Origin of the sequence: Microbacterium sp. NPDC056057, assembly GCF_042266945.1 — a bacterium.
Taxonomy (GTDB): Bacteria; Actinomycetota; Actinomycetes; order Actinomycetales; family Microbacteriaceae; genus Microbacterium; species Microbacterium trichothecenolyticum_C.
Genome location: NZ_JBHJWS010000002.1, coordinates 65753 through 82432 on the forward strand (window position 1 = coordinate 65753; position 16680 = coordinate 82432).

At 71.6% G+C, this 16680-nt stretch carries 12 protein-coding genes; 6 read left to right on the plus strand and 6 right to left on the minus strand.

What is annotated here, in order from left to right:
* The first annotated feature begins 285 nt into the window (after positions 1-285).
* Positions 286-1254 (plus strand): hypothetical protein, encoded by a 969-nt coding sequence (locus tag ACFC1K_RS08190; protein WP_375871222.1) that lies wholly within the window; start codon positions 286-288, stop codon positions 1252-1254.
* 228 nt (positions 1255-1482) lie between these two features.
* Here the strand turns inward: ACFC1K_RS08190 and ACFC1K_RS08195 are convergent, their stop codons facing one another.
* A complete protein-coding gene (locus ACFC1K_RS08195) occupies positions 1483-2940 on the minus strand; it encodes a GuaB1 family IMP dehydrogenase-related protein (RefSeq protein WP_375871223.1) in 1458 nt (485 codons plus the stop codon).
* A gap of 178 nt (positions 2941-3118) precedes the next feature.
* Here ACFC1K_RS08195 and ACFC1K_RS08200 point away from each other — a divergent pair, with 178 nt between their 5' ends.
* Positions 3119-6856 (plus strand): multifunctional oxoglutarate decarboxylase/oxoglutarate dehydrogenase thiamine pyrophosphate-binding subunit/dihydrolipoyllysine-residue succinyltransferase subunit, encoded by a 3738-nt coding sequence (locus ACFC1K_RS08200; protein ID WP_375871224.1) that lies wholly within the window; start codon positions 3119-3121, stop codon positions 6854-6856.
* Positions 6857-6889: 33 nt separating this feature from the next.
* On the opposite strand, the gene ACFC1K_RS08205 is transcribed toward ACFC1K_RS08200, so the two are convergent.
* From ACFC1K_RS08205 to ACFC1K_RS08215, 3 genes are all read right to left on the minus strand, one after another.
* A complete protein-coding gene (locus ACFC1K_RS08205; protein ID WP_375871225.1) occupies positions 6890-8281 on the minus strand; it encodes an APC family permease in 1392 nt (463 codons plus the stop codon).
* 89 nt (positions 8282-8370) lie between these two features.
* The gene (locus tag ACFC1K_RS08210; RefSeq protein ID WP_375871226.1) at positions 8371-9930 is read right to left on the minus strand and encodes a glycerol-3-phosphate dehydrogenase/oxidase; all 1560 of its coding nucleotides are present in this window, start codon (positions 9928-9930) and stop codon (positions 8371-8373) included.
* The gene (locus tag ACFC1K_RS08215; protein ID WP_375871227.1) at positions 9927-10514 is read right to left on the minus strand and encodes a TetR/AcrR family transcriptional regulator; all 588 of its coding nucleotides are present in this window, start codon (positions 10512-10514) and stop codon (positions 9927-9929) included. The genes ACFC1K_RS08210 and ACFC1K_RS08215 overlap by 4 nt, the downstream gene beginning before the upstream one ends.
* Positions 10515-10548: 34 nt before the next feature.
* Here ACFC1K_RS08215 and ACFC1K_RS08220 point away from each other — a divergent pair, with 34 nt between their 5' ends.
* The gene (locus ACFC1K_RS08220) at positions 10549-12213 is read left to right on the plus strand and encodes an FAD-binding oxidoreductase (RefSeq protein WP_375871228.1); all 1665 of its coding nucleotides are present in this window, start codon (positions 10549-10551) and stop codon (positions 12211-12213) included.
* Positions 12210-13115, plus strand: a complete 906-nt coding sequence (locus ACFC1K_RS08225; protein ID WP_375871229.1) for a diacylglycerol kinase — start codon at positions 12210-12212, stop codon at positions 13113-13115. Before ACFC1K_RS08220 ends, ACFC1K_RS08225 begins: the two co-directional genes overlap by 4 nt.
* A 17-nt stretch (positions 13116-13132) precedes the next feature.
* Here ACFC1K_RS08225 and ACFC1K_RS08230 read toward each other — a convergent pair whose 3' ends face one another.
* Positions 13133-13375 carry a zf-HC2 domain-containing protein gene (locus ACFC1K_RS08230; protein WP_045297433.1) on the minus strand — a complete coding sequence of 81 codons (243 nt, stop codon included), beginning with the start codon at positions 13373-13375 and terminating at the stop codon, positions 13133-13135.
* On the minus strand, positions 13372-14094 hold the full coding sequence (locus ACFC1K_RS08235) for a sigma-70 family RNA polymerase sigma factor (protein ID WP_375871230.1): 723 nt from the start codon (positions 14092-14094) through the stop codon (positions 13372-13374). Before ACFC1K_RS08235 ends, ACFC1K_RS08230 begins: the two co-directional genes overlap by 4 nt.
* 62 nt (positions 14095-14156) lie before the next feature.
* Here ACFC1K_RS08235 and aroA point away from each other — a divergent pair, with 62 nt between their 5' ends.
* Positions 14157-15530 carry a 3-phosphoshikimate 1-carboxyvinyltransferase gene (gene aroA / locus ACFC1K_RS08240; RefSeq protein WP_375871231.1) on the plus strand — a complete coding sequence of 458 codons (1374 nt, stop codon included), beginning with the start codon at positions 14157-14159 and terminating at the stop codon, positions 15528-15530.
* Positions 15531-15613: 83 nt separating this feature from the next.
* The gene (gene rsgA / locus ACFC1K_RS08245) at positions 15614-16675 is read left to right on the plus strand and encodes a ribosome small subunit-dependent GTPase A (protein WP_375871232.1); all 1062 of its coding nucleotides are present in this window, start codon (positions 15614-15616) and stop codon (positions 16673-16675) included.
* The last annotated feature ends 5 nt before the right edge of the window (positions 16676-16680 follow it).

Below are 16680 nucleotides of genomic sequence, written 5' to 3' on the forward strand. Positions count from 1 at the left end.
CTCGCTCGTCTTGATCGGTGACGCTGCCGAAATCGGCGTTCGCGCCACAACAGCACGACAGCTCACGACGATTTCGACAGCGCGCAACCACTGGGGTAGGCCGAACCGGCAGCGGATGCCGATCAGGACCGCGCGGGCATCGCAGCTCGGCGCGGCCGTTCCGTCACTGCGCACCACGCCGCCGACGCGACCCGCGACTTCTCCCCAGATGAGCGTCGCGTCTCGGTTTCCACCGAAGCGGCCGCATCGCCCTCCACCAGGCGCCGCCGCGACCACCGTGGGACAGTGACGTCCACCACACAGCCACGAATCACGCCCGATATCGCGATCCTCCGCCGGCGCGATCAGTTCGACCTCGCTGACGACCGTCGGATTCGCAAGAACCTGGCATCGGGCGAGTGGACCCGGGTGACAGCGGGTTCTTATGTGTTGAGCGTCGAATGGCGCAGGCTCCGCCCTCTCGAACGACATCGCATCGTCGTTTCGGAGGTCGCGCGCCGACTCGAACCTGGTGCGGTGCTGTCGCACTTCGCAGCTGCTGCCGAGCACGGGATCGACATCCTCGGACGGTGGCCGAGACAGGTGGACGTGATGATCGAACGCGCGACCGGCGGCCGATCCGGTGGGGCGGTCAGGCGGCACGCGCTCGGTCTCGAAGGGGTCCAACGAGCCCCCTTCGGGCGGCACGAACTCACCACGCCCGCACAGACGGCGCTCGACCTCGCCCGCGTGGCCCCGTTCCTCGTCGCGGCGGCCGCCGTCGACCAGGCGGTCTGGATCGGCCGCGAGGGCGGGCCACTCACGACGATCGACGAACTGATCCGGCTCCTCAGCAGCGAGCCGCGGCGGCGGGGCGACGTGCGGGCCCGCCGCGTCCTCGCGTTCGCCGACACCGGGGCGGCGAACCCTCGCGAAACGCAGGCTGCCCACGTGCTGCGCCGACTCGGCTTCCCCGAATCACGCTCGCAGGAGCGGCGAGTGCTCCGCAGCGGGCGCCTCGTGTTCGGCGATCGCTACTTCCCCGAGTTCGACCACTGGCTCGAGATCGATGGCCGCGGCAAGTATCTCAGCCCCGAATTCGGCGACCACCGCGATCCGGACGAGATCGTGATCGACGAGAAGAACCGCGAGAACGAGATCCGCCGAGAGGTCCGCGGCTTCTCCCGACTGGAGGCCACTGACTTCGACGACCCGCGGCAGGTGTACGACATCCTGACTGCCGACGGGCTGCCGAGCTCCCAACAACGACCATGACGCCGTCGGCGTCCTTCGACCTGGTCCTCCCGCATTGCGCTGTAGAAATCGGCCTGAGCGCCCGAACCGGACCACAGCGCTTGCCGATCTCGACCGCGCACAGCAAGGGACCGCTGCGAGATGAACAGCGGATGTCGATCCCGGCAGCGCGGAGCCGTTCGCGGGCAACCGCGCCGCGCATAAGTCGCGGGATCCAGGATGCCGCGGGCCGCAGCATCCGGAACATCCTCACCAGCTGACCGGCAGAGCCTTGCCCTCTTCGTAACCGGCCGCCGACTGGAGGCCGACGCGCGCGCGGTCGTGGAACTCGGCGACCGTCGAGGCGCCTGCGTACGTGAAGGAGGACCGCACGCCCGACGTGATCATGTCGAGCAGGTCCTCCAGGCCGGGGCGAAGCGGGTCGAGGTAGATCTTCGACGACGAGATGCCCTCGGCGAAGAGCTCCTTGCGCGCGAGCTCGTACGGATCGAGGCGCCCGAAGCGCTCGTGCACGGCCTTCGTCGAGGCCATGCCCCAGGATTCCTTGTAGGCCCGGCCGGCGTCGTCGATCTGCAGCTCGCCGGGCGCCTCGATGGTCCCCGCGAACCACGAGCCGATCATGACGGATGCCGCACCCGCCGCCAGCGCCAGCGCGACGTCGCGCGGGTAGCGCACGCCGCCGTCCGCCCACACGTGCGCACCCATGATGCGGGCGGCCTCGGCCGTCTCCAGGACGGCGGAGAACTGCGGACGGCCGACGGCGGTCATCATGCGCGTGGTGCACATGGCGCCGGGGCCTACGCCGACCTTGAGGATGGTGGCGCCGGAGGTGACGAGGTCGTGCACGCCCTCGGCGCTGACGATGTTGCCCGCGGCGATGGGGATGCCGAGGTCGAGGTCGGCGACGGTCCGCAGAGCCCGCAGCATGCCCTCCTGGTGCCCGTGGGCGGTGTCGACGACGAGGACGTCGACACCTGCGCCGGCGAGGGCCTTCGCCTTCGACGCGACGTCGCCGTTGATGCCGACCGCCGCGGCGACGATGAGGCGGCCCGACGCGTCGACGGCCGGGCAGTACAGCGTCGAGCGCAGTGCGCTGCGGCGAGAGAGGGTGCCGACGAGGTGTCCGTGGTGCAGCACGCACACGGTCTCGGCTTCGGCGGCGACGATGACGTCGAACGCGTGGCGCGCGCTTTCGATGTCATCGGCATCGACGGATGCTGCGCGCCCACGCGCGAGGTCGCCCAGGCGTGCGTCGGGCAGGGCGGTGCCGAGCCGGGTCGCCGGGACGATGCCGAGGATCTCGTCGGCGTCGACGTGACCGGACGAGGCGTCGGCGACGACGATGCCGTGCCCCTCGGTGGCGGGGAGCAGCCGCGCCGCGTCGGCGACGGTCGCATCGGGCGGCAGCACGAGCGGGGTGTCCCACGCGACCGGCTGCGCCTTGACCCAGCGGATCGCGGCGTCGAGCTCCTGCAGCGGCATGTCCTGCGGGAGGACTCCGAGGCCGCCGCGACGCGCCAGCGTGGCCGCGAGGCGCGCACCCGTGACCGAGTTCATGTTCGCCGAGACGAGCGGGAGGGTGGCCGTCGTGCCGTCGCCCGGAGCGAGGTCGACATCGAGTCGGCTCGCGATGGCCGAGCGCCGCGGGACGAGGAAGACGTCAGAGTAGGTCAGGTCGACGTCGGGTGTTTCGCCGTAGAACTCCATGACCGCCAAGGTTAGTGACAGTTCCTGTGCGGATAATCATGCGGGTTCTTTCAGGTTCGCGACCCCAGAGGGCCGGAACCTCCCGCGCAGACTGGGCTAGGCTTAACCGTCGTGTGTGAGGGCGTTTCGCGCCCCCCGCGCATCCCAGAACTTCACCGATGAAAGCAGGCGATTCAGCGTGTCGAGCCAGGTGACGGGCGTCGGGGTTTCGAACGAGGGAGAGTTCGGAGCCAACGAGTGGCTCGTCGAGGAGCTGTACGAACAGTTCAAGATCGACCGGAACTCCGTCGACAAGGCGTGGTGGCCCGTTCTCGAGGCCTACCACCCCGTCGACGGAGCAGCACCGACCCAGGCCACGGCCGCGGCGGCCGCGCCCTCGGAGGCTGCGCCCCCGGCGACCGCCCCCGCGGCGGCCGCGCCCCCGGCGGCGGCATCCGAGCCTCGTCCGGTGACGGCGCCGATCCCGGTGATCGGCACGCAGCCCGTGGCGCGCACCACCGCGCGCCCGGCCGCGCCGCAGCCGATCCCGGCGCAGGCGCCGAAGGCACAGCCGTCGGCAGCCGACGGCGAGGCCGATGCCGATGTCGTCACGACGCTGCGCGGCATGCCGAAGACCCTCGCCGCCAACATGGACGAGTCGCTGACCGTCCCGACGGCGACGAGCGTCCGGACGGTGCCGGCGAAGCTGATGATCGACAATCGCATCGTCATCAACAACCACATGTCGCGCACGCGCGGCGGCAAGGTGAGCTTCACGCACCTCATCGGGTGGGCGATCATCCAGGCGCTCAAGGAGTTCCCGAGCCAGAACGTGTTCTACGCCGAGATCGACGGCAAGCCGTCTCTCGTCGCGCCCGCGCACATCAACCTCGGCATCGCGATCGACCTCCCGAAGCCCGACGGCACCCGCGCTCTCCTCGTTCCGAGCATCAAGCGCGCCGAGCAGCTGACGTTCAACGAGTACCTCACGACCTACGAGGACCTGGTCTCGCGTGCACGCGGCAACAAGCTCACCGCGGCCGACTTCCAGGGCACCACGATCTCACTGACCAACCCCGGCGGCATCGGCACGGTGCACTCGGTGCCGCGTCTGATGAAGGGCCAGGGCTGCATCGTCGGCGCGGGCGCCCTCGAGTACCCGGCAGAGTTCCAGGGCGCGAGCGACAAGACGCTCAACGAGCTGGCGATCGGCAAGACGATCACGCTGACGAGCACCTACGACCACCGCGTCATCCAGGGTGCCGGGTCAGGCGAGTTCCTCAAGAAGGTGCACGAGCTGCTCATCGGGCAGCGCAGCTTCTACGAGGACATCTTCGCCGCGCTGCGCATCCCGTACGCGCCGATCCACTGGGCGTCCGACATCAACGTCGACCTCGCCGAGCGCGTCGACAAGACCGCGCGTGTGCAGGAGCTCATCAACTCGTTCCGGGTGCGCGGCCACCTCATGGCCGACATCGACCCGCTCCAGTACATGCAGCGCACGCACCCCGACCTCGAGATCGAGCAGCACGGACTCACGTTCTGGGACCTCGACCGCGAGTTCGTCACCGGCGGCTTCGGCGGCAAGCGCCAGATGAAGCTCCGCGACATCCTCGGCGTGCTCCGCGACTCGTACTGCCGCACCATCGGCATCGAGTACATGCACATCCAGGACCCGACGCAGCGCGCGTGGTTCCAGGAGAACGTCGAGGTCAAGTACCAGAAGCCCGGCCACGACGAGCAGCTGCGCATCCTCGACAAGCTGAACCAGGCCGAGGCGTTCGAGACGTTCCTCCAGACGAAGTACGTCGGCCAGAAGCGCTTCAGCCTCGAGGGCGGCGAGTCGCTGATCCCCCTCCTCGACGAGATCCTGCAGGGCGCGGCCCAGGCAGGCCTCGACGGCGCCGCGATCGGCATGGCGCACCGCGGTCGCCTCAACGTGCTGACGAACATCGCCGGCAAGACGTACGGCCAGGTGTTCCGCGAGTTCGAGGGCTCCGTCGCGATCGGCTCGAAGAGCGGCTCGGGCGACGTCAAGTACCACCTCGGCACCGAGGGCACATTCGTCGCCGACAACCAGTCCGAGCTGCCGGTGTACCTCGCCGCGAACCCGTCGCACCTCGAGACCGTCGACGGCGTGCTCGAAGGCATCGTCCGCGCGAAGCAGGATCGCAAGCCCATCGGGACGTTCACGTGGCTGCCGATCCTCGTCCACGGCGACGCGGCCTTCTCCGGCCAGGGCGTCGTGGTCGAGACGCTGCAGATGTCGCAGCTGCGCGGCTACCGCACCGGCGGCACCGTCCACGTGGTCGTCAACAACCAGGTCGGCTTCACCACGACACCGACCGATGCGCGCACGTCGGTGTACGCGACCGACGTCGCCAAGACGATCCAGGCGCCGATCTTCCATGTGAACGGCGACGACCCCGAGGCCGTCACGCGTGTGGCGCAGCTGGCCTTCGCCTACCGCGAGCGGTTCCACCGCGATGTCGTGGTCGATGTCGTCTGCTACCGCCGCCGCGGTCACAACGAGGGCGACGACCCGTCGATGACGCAGCCCCTCATGACGAACCTCATCGAGGCGAAGCGCTCCGTGCGCCGCCTCTACACCGAGGCTCTCGTCGGTCGCGGCGACATCACCGAGGAAGAGTACGAGAAGGCGAAGCAGGACTTCCAGAACCGCCTCGAGATCGCGTTCGCCGAGACGCACGCGGCCGAGACCGGCTCGTCGCCCATCCTCGTTCCCGACGCGGGGGCCCAGCCGGCCGCCGGCGAGCCCGCGACGACCGGCGTCTCGCGCGAAGTCGTCTCCCTCATCGGCGACACGTTCGTGAACAAGCCCAACGGCTTCACCGTCCACGCCAAGCTGCAGCAGCTGCTCGACAAGCGCCTCGACATGAGCCGCAACGGCTCGATCGACTGGGGCTTCGGCGAACTGCTGGCGTTCGGCTCGCTGCTGCTCGAGAAGACCAACGTGCGTCTCGCGGGCCAGGACTCGCGTCGCGGCACCTTCGTGCAGCGCCACGCCGTGCTGCACGATCGCGCGAACGGCCAGGAGTGGATCCCGCTCACGAACCTGAGCGAGGACCAGGGGCGCTTCTACGTCTACGACTCGCTGCTGAGCGAGTACGCGGCCATGGCGTTCGAGTACGGCTACTCGGTCGAGCGCGCCGACTCGCTCGTGCTGTGGGAGGCCCAGTTCGGTGACTTCGCCAATGGCGCCCAGTCGGTCATCGACGAGTACATCTCGGCGGCCGACCAGAAGTGGGGCCAGCAGTCGAGCGTCGTGCTGCTGCTCCCCCATGGCTACGAGGGCCAGGGACCCGACCACTCGTCGGCGCGCATCGAGCGGTACCTGCAGATGTGCGCGCAGGACAACATGACCGTCGCGCGCCCGTCGACCCCGGCGTCGTACTTCCACCTGCTGCGCCGCCAGGCGTACGCGCGTCCGCGCCGTCCGCTGATCGTCTTCACCCCGAAGGCGATGCTGCGCCTGCGGGGCGCGACGAGCCCGGTCGAGGACTTCCTGACCGGCCGCTTCGAGCCGGTGATCGACGACAACCGCGGTCTCGACAAGTCGGCGGTCAAGCGCGTGCTGCTGCACGCCGGCAAGATCCACTGGGATCTGCGCGCCGAGCTCGACAAGAACCCGAACCCCGAGATCGCCCTGGTGCGCCTGGAGCAGTACTACCCGGCCCCGATCGACGAGCTCAACGCCGTCATCGACGCGTACCCGAACGCCGAGCTGGTGTGGGTGCAGGACGAGCCCGAGAACCAGGGCGCATGGCCCTTCATCGCCCTCGAGGTCGTGAAGAACCTCAACGGTCGCACCATCAGCCGCGTCTCGCGCGCGTCGGCGGCGTCGACCGCGACCGGTTCGCCGAAGGTGCACGCGGCCGAGCAAGCCGCGATCATGCAGCAGGCGCTCACGCTGTAGGCGGAACTCTCCGCCGGTTCGGCCCTGGAGGACTCAGCTCTGCGCTGAGGAGTCCAGGGCCGAACGGCGTTCTGCCGGGACCGTCGTCGTCTTCACCTCGACGATGGACCCGGGGTCTGCGGCCTCCGCCGCCGCGATCTCGTCGCCGGGCGCATCCGCGTGCCGCGACGAGCGCCGCAGCCGCTTCCAGACCGTCACGAGGATCGCGGCGAGGGCGAGCGCGGCGGCGGGAAGCAGGTTCGCTCCGGCCAGGAGCAGCAGGCCGACCGACAGCACGGCCGCGACGACCGCCATGAACCAGCCCGCCGTGAAGCGCGGCAGGATCAGCGTCGCCGCGATCATGCCGGCGGCGTAGATCGACACCATGTTGCTCGTGTGGATGAGGATGAAGGTCTGCAGGTCGCCGCCGGTCGCGAGCGCGATCGTGCAGTAGACCATCGCGATCACGAAGGTCAGCAGCAGGGCGCGGCGAGGCACTCCGCCCGACTCGGCACCGGGCGCGAGCACCCGGGGCAGATCGCCCGACGACGCGAGCGACGCGCCGAGCTTGCCGAACGCGGCGAGGTAGGCGTTCATCACGCCCAGCACCACGATCGCGGCGACGGCGCCGACTGCGGTCGGACCGAAGCCGGGTGCCACCGCCTCGGCGAGCGAGAGCAGCGGAACAGCGCCGGCGCCCGCGTCCTCGCCGAGCACACCCACGGTCACGACCTGCAGCAGCAGATATGCGAGGCCGGTCACGACGAGCGCGATGGCGGTGGCGATCGGGATGCTGCGGCGCGGGTCGCGGAACTCCCCCGAGATGTGCGTGCCGACCTCCCATCCCGCGAAGGCCCAGACGAAGAGGCTGATCGCCGTGCCGACGCCCGCCCAGCCGTGTGGCAGGAACGGCGTGAAGCTCGACGCCTCGACGGCGGGGAAGGCCGTGGCCACGACGAAGACGACGATGCCGACGAGGAGGCCGGTGAGGACGAACTGCACCCAGCCGGCGACCCGCACCCCCAGCATGTTGACGGCGAACGGCGGGATGAGGATCGCGAACACGAGGATGGGCACGGCGACGCGGTCGATGTGCAGGATCGCGGTCAGGTACTCGGCGCCGAGGACCGCGAGCACCGGGAACCCTGCGGCCACGCCGAAGTAGAACCAGTAGCCGGTCGCGCGGGCGGCCGTGCGACCGAGCGCGCGACGCACGTAGCTGGCGACGCCTCCCGGATCGGGATAGCGCGCGGCCAGGGCGGCGAAGGTGCCCGCCAGCGGCACGGCGAGCACGATGACGGCCAGCACCGAGACGATCGACGCCGGACCCGCCACGTCGGCCGCGAGGCCGGGGAGCACGAGGAGCCCGGTGCCGAGCACCGACGCGATGTAGAGCGCCGTGCCCTGGACGACGCCGAGTCCGCCGCGGGTTCCGCTGTGAGTCACCGTTCCAGTGTGACGGGGACGTGCGACACCCCGACCCGTCTGCGCCGCCGTCCTGGAGCGGATTCCTGCCAACCCTCAGAGGCCGCGGCTCAGGCCTCGATCGGCTCGACACCGGCGCGGGCGAAGGCGGCGGCGGCGGCATCCGTCGACTGCTCACGATCGGTCTCGACGAGGCCGAGGCGGGTGCGCCGGTCGAGGAGGTCGGCGACGCTCAGGGCGCCCTCGACCGAGACCCCCCACTGGAGCTCCTGGGCCGTCACGCCGCACGCGGCGGCCGCACCCGTCGGCAGGGCGGCCGCGTAGGGCGCCTCGGCGCCGAACCGGCGCACCAGACGCGGCGCCGCGGCGATCTCGCCGAGACGGTGCCGCGGCCACGCGCCGACGAGCGGGATCGAACGCGTGCGCGACGGACGGGAGGCGAACCCGGGGTCGCGCCGGATCACGGCGTCGACGGCGTCCTCCGCCATCCGCCGGTACGTCGTGAGCTTGCCCCCGACGATGCTCAGCACGCCGCTGGAGGACTCGATGATCGCGTGACGGCGCGACAGGTCGCTGGTGTCGTGGTCGTCGGCGCCGGCGAGCAGCGGCCGAAGGCCGGCGAAGGTCGAGAGCACGTCGGTGCGGACGAGGGGCTCGTCCAGCACGGTGTTGACCGTGCCGAGGAGCATGTCGATCTCGGTCTCGGTCGCGTGCGCGACGTCGGGGATCGGCCCGTCGGCGGGCACGTCCGTGAGGCCGATGTAGGTGCGACCGTGCTGCGCGGGCAGCGTGAACACGAACCGGCTCGACGAGCCGGGGACCAGCACGGTGAGCGACACATCCGAACCGCCGAGGCGGGCCGTCGACACCACGAGGTGCGTGCCGCGGCTCGGCCGCAGGCGGACGTCGTGGTCGAGCTCTCCCGCCCACACGCCCGTCGCGCTCACGACGGCGCGCGCGTGCACGTGGAGCGTCTCGCCCGTCGCGAGGTCGCGCAGAGTCGCCTCGCGGCCGGTGACCGAGACGGCCTCGACACGGGTGAGGACGGATGCCCCGTACCCGGCGGCCGTCCGCGCGACGGCGACGACGAGCCGGGCATCGTCGATGAGCTGCCCGTCCCAGCCCCGCACTCCGCCGCGGAGACCCTCGGCGCGAACGGCGGGCGCGAGGGCGAGGGTGGCGTCGCGGCCGATCGGGCCGGGCGGCCGCAGCAGCGACCCGGGAGTCCCGACCGCGCGGCGCAGGCCGTCGCCGAGCTCGTAGCCCATGCCGATGTACGCACCGCGTGCGACGTGGCCGGGCTCGTGCAGCGGCACGACCTGCGCCAGCGCACGCGTGAGGTGGGGCGCCGTCCGGGTGAGGAGGATGTGACGCTCCGTCGCACTCTCGTGGGCGATCCCGATCTGGCCCGACGCGAGGTACCGCAGGCCGCCGTGCACGAGCTTGGAGCTGAAGCGGCTGGTGCCGTGCGCGAGGTCGTGCCGTTCGACCAGAACGGTGCGCAGGCCCCGGCTCGCGGCATCCAACGCGATCCCGGCGCCGGTGATGCCGCCGCCGATGACGAGCAGGTCGATCTCGCCGCGGTCGGCGAGCGCGTCGAGCTCGCGCGTGCGCCGGCCCGCCGAGAGCGCGGACGATCCGGGCGTGCGCCCCACGATGCGCGTCGTCATCGCTGCCCCTCCGCGGTCGGTGCGAGATAGCCGCGCAGCGCGTGCGCCAGTTCGGCGCGCCACGCACTCTCGGGCAGCCACTCGGCGACGAGCGGCGCCGACTGCACCGCCGACTGCGCGACGAGCAGCACCATGGCCGCCAGCTGCGCCGGGTCTCCCGCGCGGACGAAGCCGGCGCGCTGCCCCGCGGCGATGCGCCGGGCCGTCTCGGCGTGGATCACCCGCTGGCTCGTCCCGAGCCGATCGAGGATGTACCGGGCGAACAGCTCGGGATCGGTGTCGCGGAGCCGGTCGACGAGGGGAAGACGTCGCACGCGGTCGGCGGTCTCGACGAGAAGCGCGACCAGCTCGTCGAGGTCGGAGGACTCCCCGGCCGCGGCGGGAAGCGCCGCGACGAGCTCGCGCGTCACGAGGGCGGCGAACACCGCCTGCGCGTCGGGCCAGTAGCGATAGAGCGTCTGGCGGGCGATCCCGCAGCGTCGGGCGATGTCGGAGGCCGTCGTCCGGCGGATGCCATGCGCCAGCACCTCGGCGAGCGCGGCGTCGAGGATCGCGGTCTCGGTATCGGGCACTCCATCGGCCATGTGACAACCATACAGAATGTGTCATACTGTCGCCATGGCTGCGACGGTGCCCACCGATTCCTCGAGCGACCCGGTGCGTCCGCTCGCCGTCCCGACACCCCGCCCCCGGGGCGACTGGGACGCCTGGGGCTCCGAGCCGGCCCGCCTGCCGGCGGCCGCGAAGGCGATCGTCGCGACGCTGCTGCCGGGCAAGGCGCATCCCGTCCCGCACCGCGCCGCGCCCGTCCTCACGCCCTCGGTACTGCCCGACGACGACCTCGCGGCGCTGGCCGCCGTGGTCGGCGCCGACGCCGCGACGCAGGACGATGCGGTGCGCCTGCTGCACCTCGGCGGCAAGAGCACGCCCGATCTTCTGCGCCGGCGGCTCGACGATCTGCAGGCCGCGCCGGACGCGGTGGTCTCCCCCGCGGATCACTCCGAGGTCGCCGCCGTGCTTCGCGTGTGCGGCGAGCGCGGCATCGCCGTCGTGCCTTTCGGCGGGGGCACCTCGGTCGTGGGCGGCGTGGACCCCGTGCGCGGCGCGCAGCGTGCCGTGATCGCCCTCGACCTCAGCCGCACTGCGGCGCTCCTCGCACTCGACGAGGTCTCGCTCCTTGCGACGTTCGGCGCCGGCACGACCGGTCCGCAGGCCGAGGAGCTGCTCGGCGCCCGCGGCTACACGCTCGGGCACTTCCCGCAGAGCTTCTTGTACGCCTCCCTCGGCGGGTACGCGGCGACGCGGTCGAGCGGCCAGGCCTCGCGCGGCTACGGCCGATTCGACGACCTCGTCCACGCGCTGCGCGTCGCCACTCCGGCCGGAGACCTCGACCTCGGGCGCTCCCCCGCGAGCGCCGCCGGCCCCGACCTGCGCGAGCTGTTCCTCGGCTCGGAGGGTGCCTTCGGCGTCCTCACCGAGGTGACCGTGCGCATCCGCCCGGTCCCCGCGGCGACCGCGTACCGCGCCTGGTCGTTCCCCGATTTCGCCGCGGGAGCGTCGGCGTTCCGCGAAGCCACGCAGCGCGGCATCCGTCCCACCGTCCTGCGGCTGAGCGACGAGACCGAGACGCGGGTGAACGCGGCGATGGGCGGACACCTCACGCGGATGCGCGGATGCCTCGCCGTCGCCACCTTCGAGGGCGCGACGTCCGCCGAGGCCGAGTCGACGCGCGAGGCGCTCGACGCGGTCTTCCGCGCGCACGGCGCGTCGTCGCGCGGTGAGGATCCGGCGCGCTCGTGGGAGCGCGGCCGCTTCGCGTCGCCCGCGCTTCGCGACACCCTCATGGACGTCGGCGTGCTCGCCGAGACCCTCGAGACCGCGACGACCTGGGCGAACCTGCCCGCCCTCAAGGCCGCCGTCGCAGGCGCGCTCACCGCGAGTCTCGCGGCCGCGGGCACGAAGCCCATCGTGCTGTGCCACATCTCGCACGTGTATCCGGCGGGCGCGTCGCTCTACTTCACGGTGGTCGCCGCGCTCACCGACGATCCTGAGGCCCAGTGGATGACGGCGAAGGATGCCGCGTCCCTCGCGATCGGCGACGCCGACGGCACGATCACCCACCACCACGCCGTGGGGCGCGATCATCGGCCGTATCTCGAGGCCGAGATCGGACCACTCGGCGTAGAGGTGCTGCGCGCGGTGAAGAGCGTGCTCGACCCGCACGGGATCATGAACCCCGGCGCACTGGTCGAGCCGGCCGCCGAGGCGCCGGAGCGGGCATGAAGGTCGCGCTGCTCGTCAACCCCGTGGCGCGCGCCGGCGCCCACACCGGCGCCGCGACCCACGCCGCCGAGCGCCTGCGCGCACACGGAGTGCAGACTTCGATTCTGAGCGGTGGCAGCGCGGCGGAGTCATCCGCGCTGCTGCGGACCGCGATCGAGGTCGGCGTGGACGCGGTCGTCGTCGCCGGCGGCGACGGCACCGTGAACCTCGCGATCCAGGAGGTCGCCGGCACCGGCATCCCGCTCGGCATCGTGCCGTCGGGCACCGGCAACGACTTCGCGGCGACGCTGGGGCTGCGCGAGCTCGATGTCACCGCGGCGGCCGACGCGATCGCCGCGGGCGGCACCCGGGCGATCGACGTGGCCCGCGTCACCCGCGAGGACGGATCGACCCGGTACTTCGGATCGGTGCTCGCGAGCGGGTTCGACTCCAAGGTCAACGACCGCGCGAACGCGATGCGCTGGCCGCGCGGCGGCTCGCGGTACAACATCGCGATCCTGGTCGAGTTCCTGACGCTCGCCGGCATTCCGTACGAGGTCGAGCTGGAGCTCGCCGACGGCGCGCGCGAACACGTGGGCGGCGACCTCGTGATGGCCACCGTCGGCAACGGGCGCACGTATGGCGGCGGCATCCCGATCTGTCCCGATGCCGACCCGGCCGACGGCCTGCTCGACGTCGTGCTCGTGCGTCCCGCCGGGAGGCTGCGCCTGCTGCGGCTCCTCCCGCGGGTGTACAAGGGCACCCACGCGGGCGTGCCCGAGGTCGCGATGCGACGTGTGCGCTCGGTGCGGCTGTCGTCGCCGGGGGTCACGGCGTACGCCGACGGAGACCCGATCGGTGCGCTGCCTTTGACCGTCGACGTGGCGCCGGGCGCACTCACGATCTTCACGCCCGCCGGCTGACCCCGCGGGCCGCGGCGTCAGTGCGCCGCCTGGACCGCCCGCAGCTTGGCCAGCACCTGATCGCGCAGCTCTTCGGGCGCGCTCTCCTTGCACGCCCGGGCGAGCACCTCGGTCAGCGTGGTCGCGACGAGCGCCTCGTCGCGGCAGCCCTCGCAGTTCGCCAGGTGCTCGGCGATGTCGCTCTGCTCGGTCTTGCAGACCTCGTGGCGCAGGTACTCCTCCAGGTCGCGCCGCGCCTTCTCACAGCCGCAGTCGGTCATTTCGTGCTCCTCGTGGCGGCGGGGGTGATGCCGCGCTCTTTCGCGTAGTCGGCCAGCAGTTCACGCAGCATCCGCCTGCCACGGTGCAGACGGCTCATGACCGTGCCGATGGGGGTCTTCATGATGTCGGCGATCTCCTGGTAGGCGAAGCCCTCGACGTCGGCGAGGTACACCGCCAGCCGGAAGTCCTCCGGGATGGACTGCAGCGCGTCCTTCACGACCGACGCCGGCATGTGGTCGATTGCCTCGGCCTCGGCCGAGCGGGTGCTCGTGGCCGTGGTCGACTCGGCGCCGCCGAGCTGCCAGTCCTCGAGCTCGTCGATCGTGCCCTGGTACGGCTCACGCTGCTTCTTGCGGTAGGTGTTGATATAGGTGTTCGTCAGGATGCGGTACAGCCACGCCTTGAGGTTGGTGCCCTGCGTGAAGGTCCGCCACGAGGCGAACGCCTTGACGAAGGTCTCCTGCACGAGATCCGCCGCATCGGCGGGGTTGCGGGTCATGCGCATGGCCGCGGCGTACAGCTGGTCCATGAAGGGCAGCGCCTGCTCTTCGAACTGCGCGCGGGGATCTTGATCGAGGTCCGCCTCGGCAGCCTGGTCGGTCGAGTCGCTCATCACGCGCCAGTCTACGGCGGCCTGATCCAGGCTTCCTGGGACGCGAGCGTCACGCTCGGCGAGGAGGGGCGCGTCGCGATCGAGGCGCTCGAGGGTGGCGAACATCCGGCTCCGCTCAGTAGGTTGCTCCCGGCTCGTGCCCACCGGGTTCAGTAGGGTAGAACCCGATGACAGCCGACGCGTATTCCCCGACCTCCGCGCCGATCGAGCGCGGCCACTGGCCCGCGCCCGTCGCGGACGGCGCACTGCACGCCACGGTCACCGTTCCCGGGTCGAAGTCGCTGACGAACCGCGAGCTGATCCTGGCCGCCCTCGCTGACGCCCCGAGCCGCCTGATCGCACCGCTGCACTCCGACGACTCCGCCCGCATGATCGACGCGCTGCGCGCGCTCGGCGTCGGCATCGAACGCGTCGAAGGCAGCGGACGGTACGGCGACGACATCGAGGTGACTCCGGTGTGGCCGCTGCACGGCGACACGGTCGTGGACTGCGGGCAGGCGGGCACGGTCATGCGGTTCGTGGCGGGTCTCGGCGGCTTCGCCCGCGGCGACGTCACGCTCACGGCGCACGAGAGCGCGCTGCACCGCCCGATGGGCGCCATGATCACGGCGCTGCGCGACGTCGGCGTCGACATCGACGACGGCGGCCACTGGGCGCTCCCCTTCATCATCCGCGGGCACGGCCACGTGCGCGGCGGCGAGGTGACGATCGACGCCAGCGCGTCGAGCCAGTTCGTCTCCGGTCTCCTGCTCGCGGCGCCGCGCTTCGACGTCGGGCTGCAGCTGCGTCATGCCGGCGAGCGGCTGCCGAGCATCCCGCACATCGACATGACCGTCGAAGCCCTCGGGCATCGCGGCGTGCATGTCGAGCGCCCGGGCGTGGGCGAGTGGATCGTGCCGGCCGGTCCGATCCGCGGCAAGGACGTGGCGATCGAGCCCGACCTGTCGAATGCGGCGCCGTTCCTGGCTGCGGCCATGGTGGCCGGCGGCGCGGTGTCGGTCACCGGCTGGCCCGCGCACTCCACCCAGCCCGGTGCGATGCTCACCGAGATCCTGTCGCTCATGGGCGCCCGCGTGGTGCGCCGCGGCGGCGCGCTCACCGTGACCGCCGGAGCCGGCATCCAGGGGGTCGATCTCGATCTGTCGGCCGCCGGCGAGCTGACGCCCACGATCTTCGCGCTCGCCGCCTTCGCGGACTCCCCCTCGACCCTGCACGGCATCGGTCACATCCGCGGCCACGAGACCGATCGCATCGCGGCGCTCGTCGCGGAGCTTCGCGGCCTCGGCGGCGAGGCCGAAGAGCTGCCCGACGGCATCCGCATCGTCCCCCGCCCTCTCCACGGCGGAACCTGGCACGCGTACCACGACCACCGCATGGCGACCACGGGCGCCCTGATCGGCCTGGCCGTGCCCGGGGTCGAGGTCGACGACATCGGCACGACCGCCAAGACGATGCCCGAGTTCCCGCAGATCTGGCAGCGGATGCTCGACGGCGAGCACGCCGACGGCGGGGTCTCCGAGGAGACGATGCGCGCCTCGTGAGGGAGCGCGTGGACACGTTCGCAGAGCGATCGGGATGACCAGCGTGAACCGATCCGGGATGACTCGATGAGCGGGACGACACCGTGAGCTGGCTCGACGACCTCGACGACGACGACGAGCCGGAGTTCGACGAGGCCGACGTGCGCGTGCGGCCCAATCCGAAGGCCAACCGCCCCCGGACGAAACGTCGTCCGGCGCACAGCGACGCCGAGATCGCGCGTGTGCTGGGCGTCGACCGCGGCCGGTACACCGTGCTCGTCGACGAGGACTTGCCGACCGAGCGCACGGCGCTCGCCGCCCGGGCGCGCGAACTGCGCAAGACGCCGATCGTGACCGGCGACCGCGCTCGCGTCGTCGGCGACGCGTCGGGCGACGACGGCACACTCGGGCGCATCGTCGGCATCGAGGAGCGCACCTCGCTGCTCAGACGCAGCGCCGATGACACCGACCAGGTCGAGCGCGTCGTCGTCGCCAACGCCGACCAGATGCTCGTCGTGGTCGCCGCCGCAGACCCCGAGCCGCGCCCGCGGCTCGTCGACCGCTACCTCGTCGCGGCGCTGGACGCCGGCATCCGTCCTCTCCTCGTCGTGACCAAGACCGACCTCGCCGATCCGGCGGAGTTCCTCGCGCACTTCGACGGCCTCGACCTCGAGGTGTTCACCAGCGGGCGGGAGGAGATGCCGCTCGAGCGCATCGGCGCGGCGCTCGTCGGCCACTCGACGGTGTTCGTCGGGCACTCAGGCGTCGGCAAGTCGACGCTCGTCAACGCGCTCGTGCCGGATGCGAAGCGCGCGACCGGCCACGTCAACGTCGTGACCGGCCGCGGGCGGCACACGTCCAGCTCGACCGTGTCGCTGCGCTACCGCGGCGAAGGACGCAACGGCTGGGTCATCGACACCCCCGGTGTTCGCTCGTTCGGTCTCGGCCACGTCGACCCCGCGAACATCCTGCGGGCCTTCACCGACCTCGACGCGATCGCTGAGGAGTGCCCCCGCGGATGCACGCACCTCCCCGATGCGCCGGATTGCGCCATCGTCGAGGCCGTCGAGGAGGGCCGGCTCGGCCCGGGCGGCGCCGCCCGCCTCGACTCGCTGCAGCGACTGCTCGAGACGTTCGCCAAGAAGGGCCAGGAGCCCGGCGCCTAGAGTGG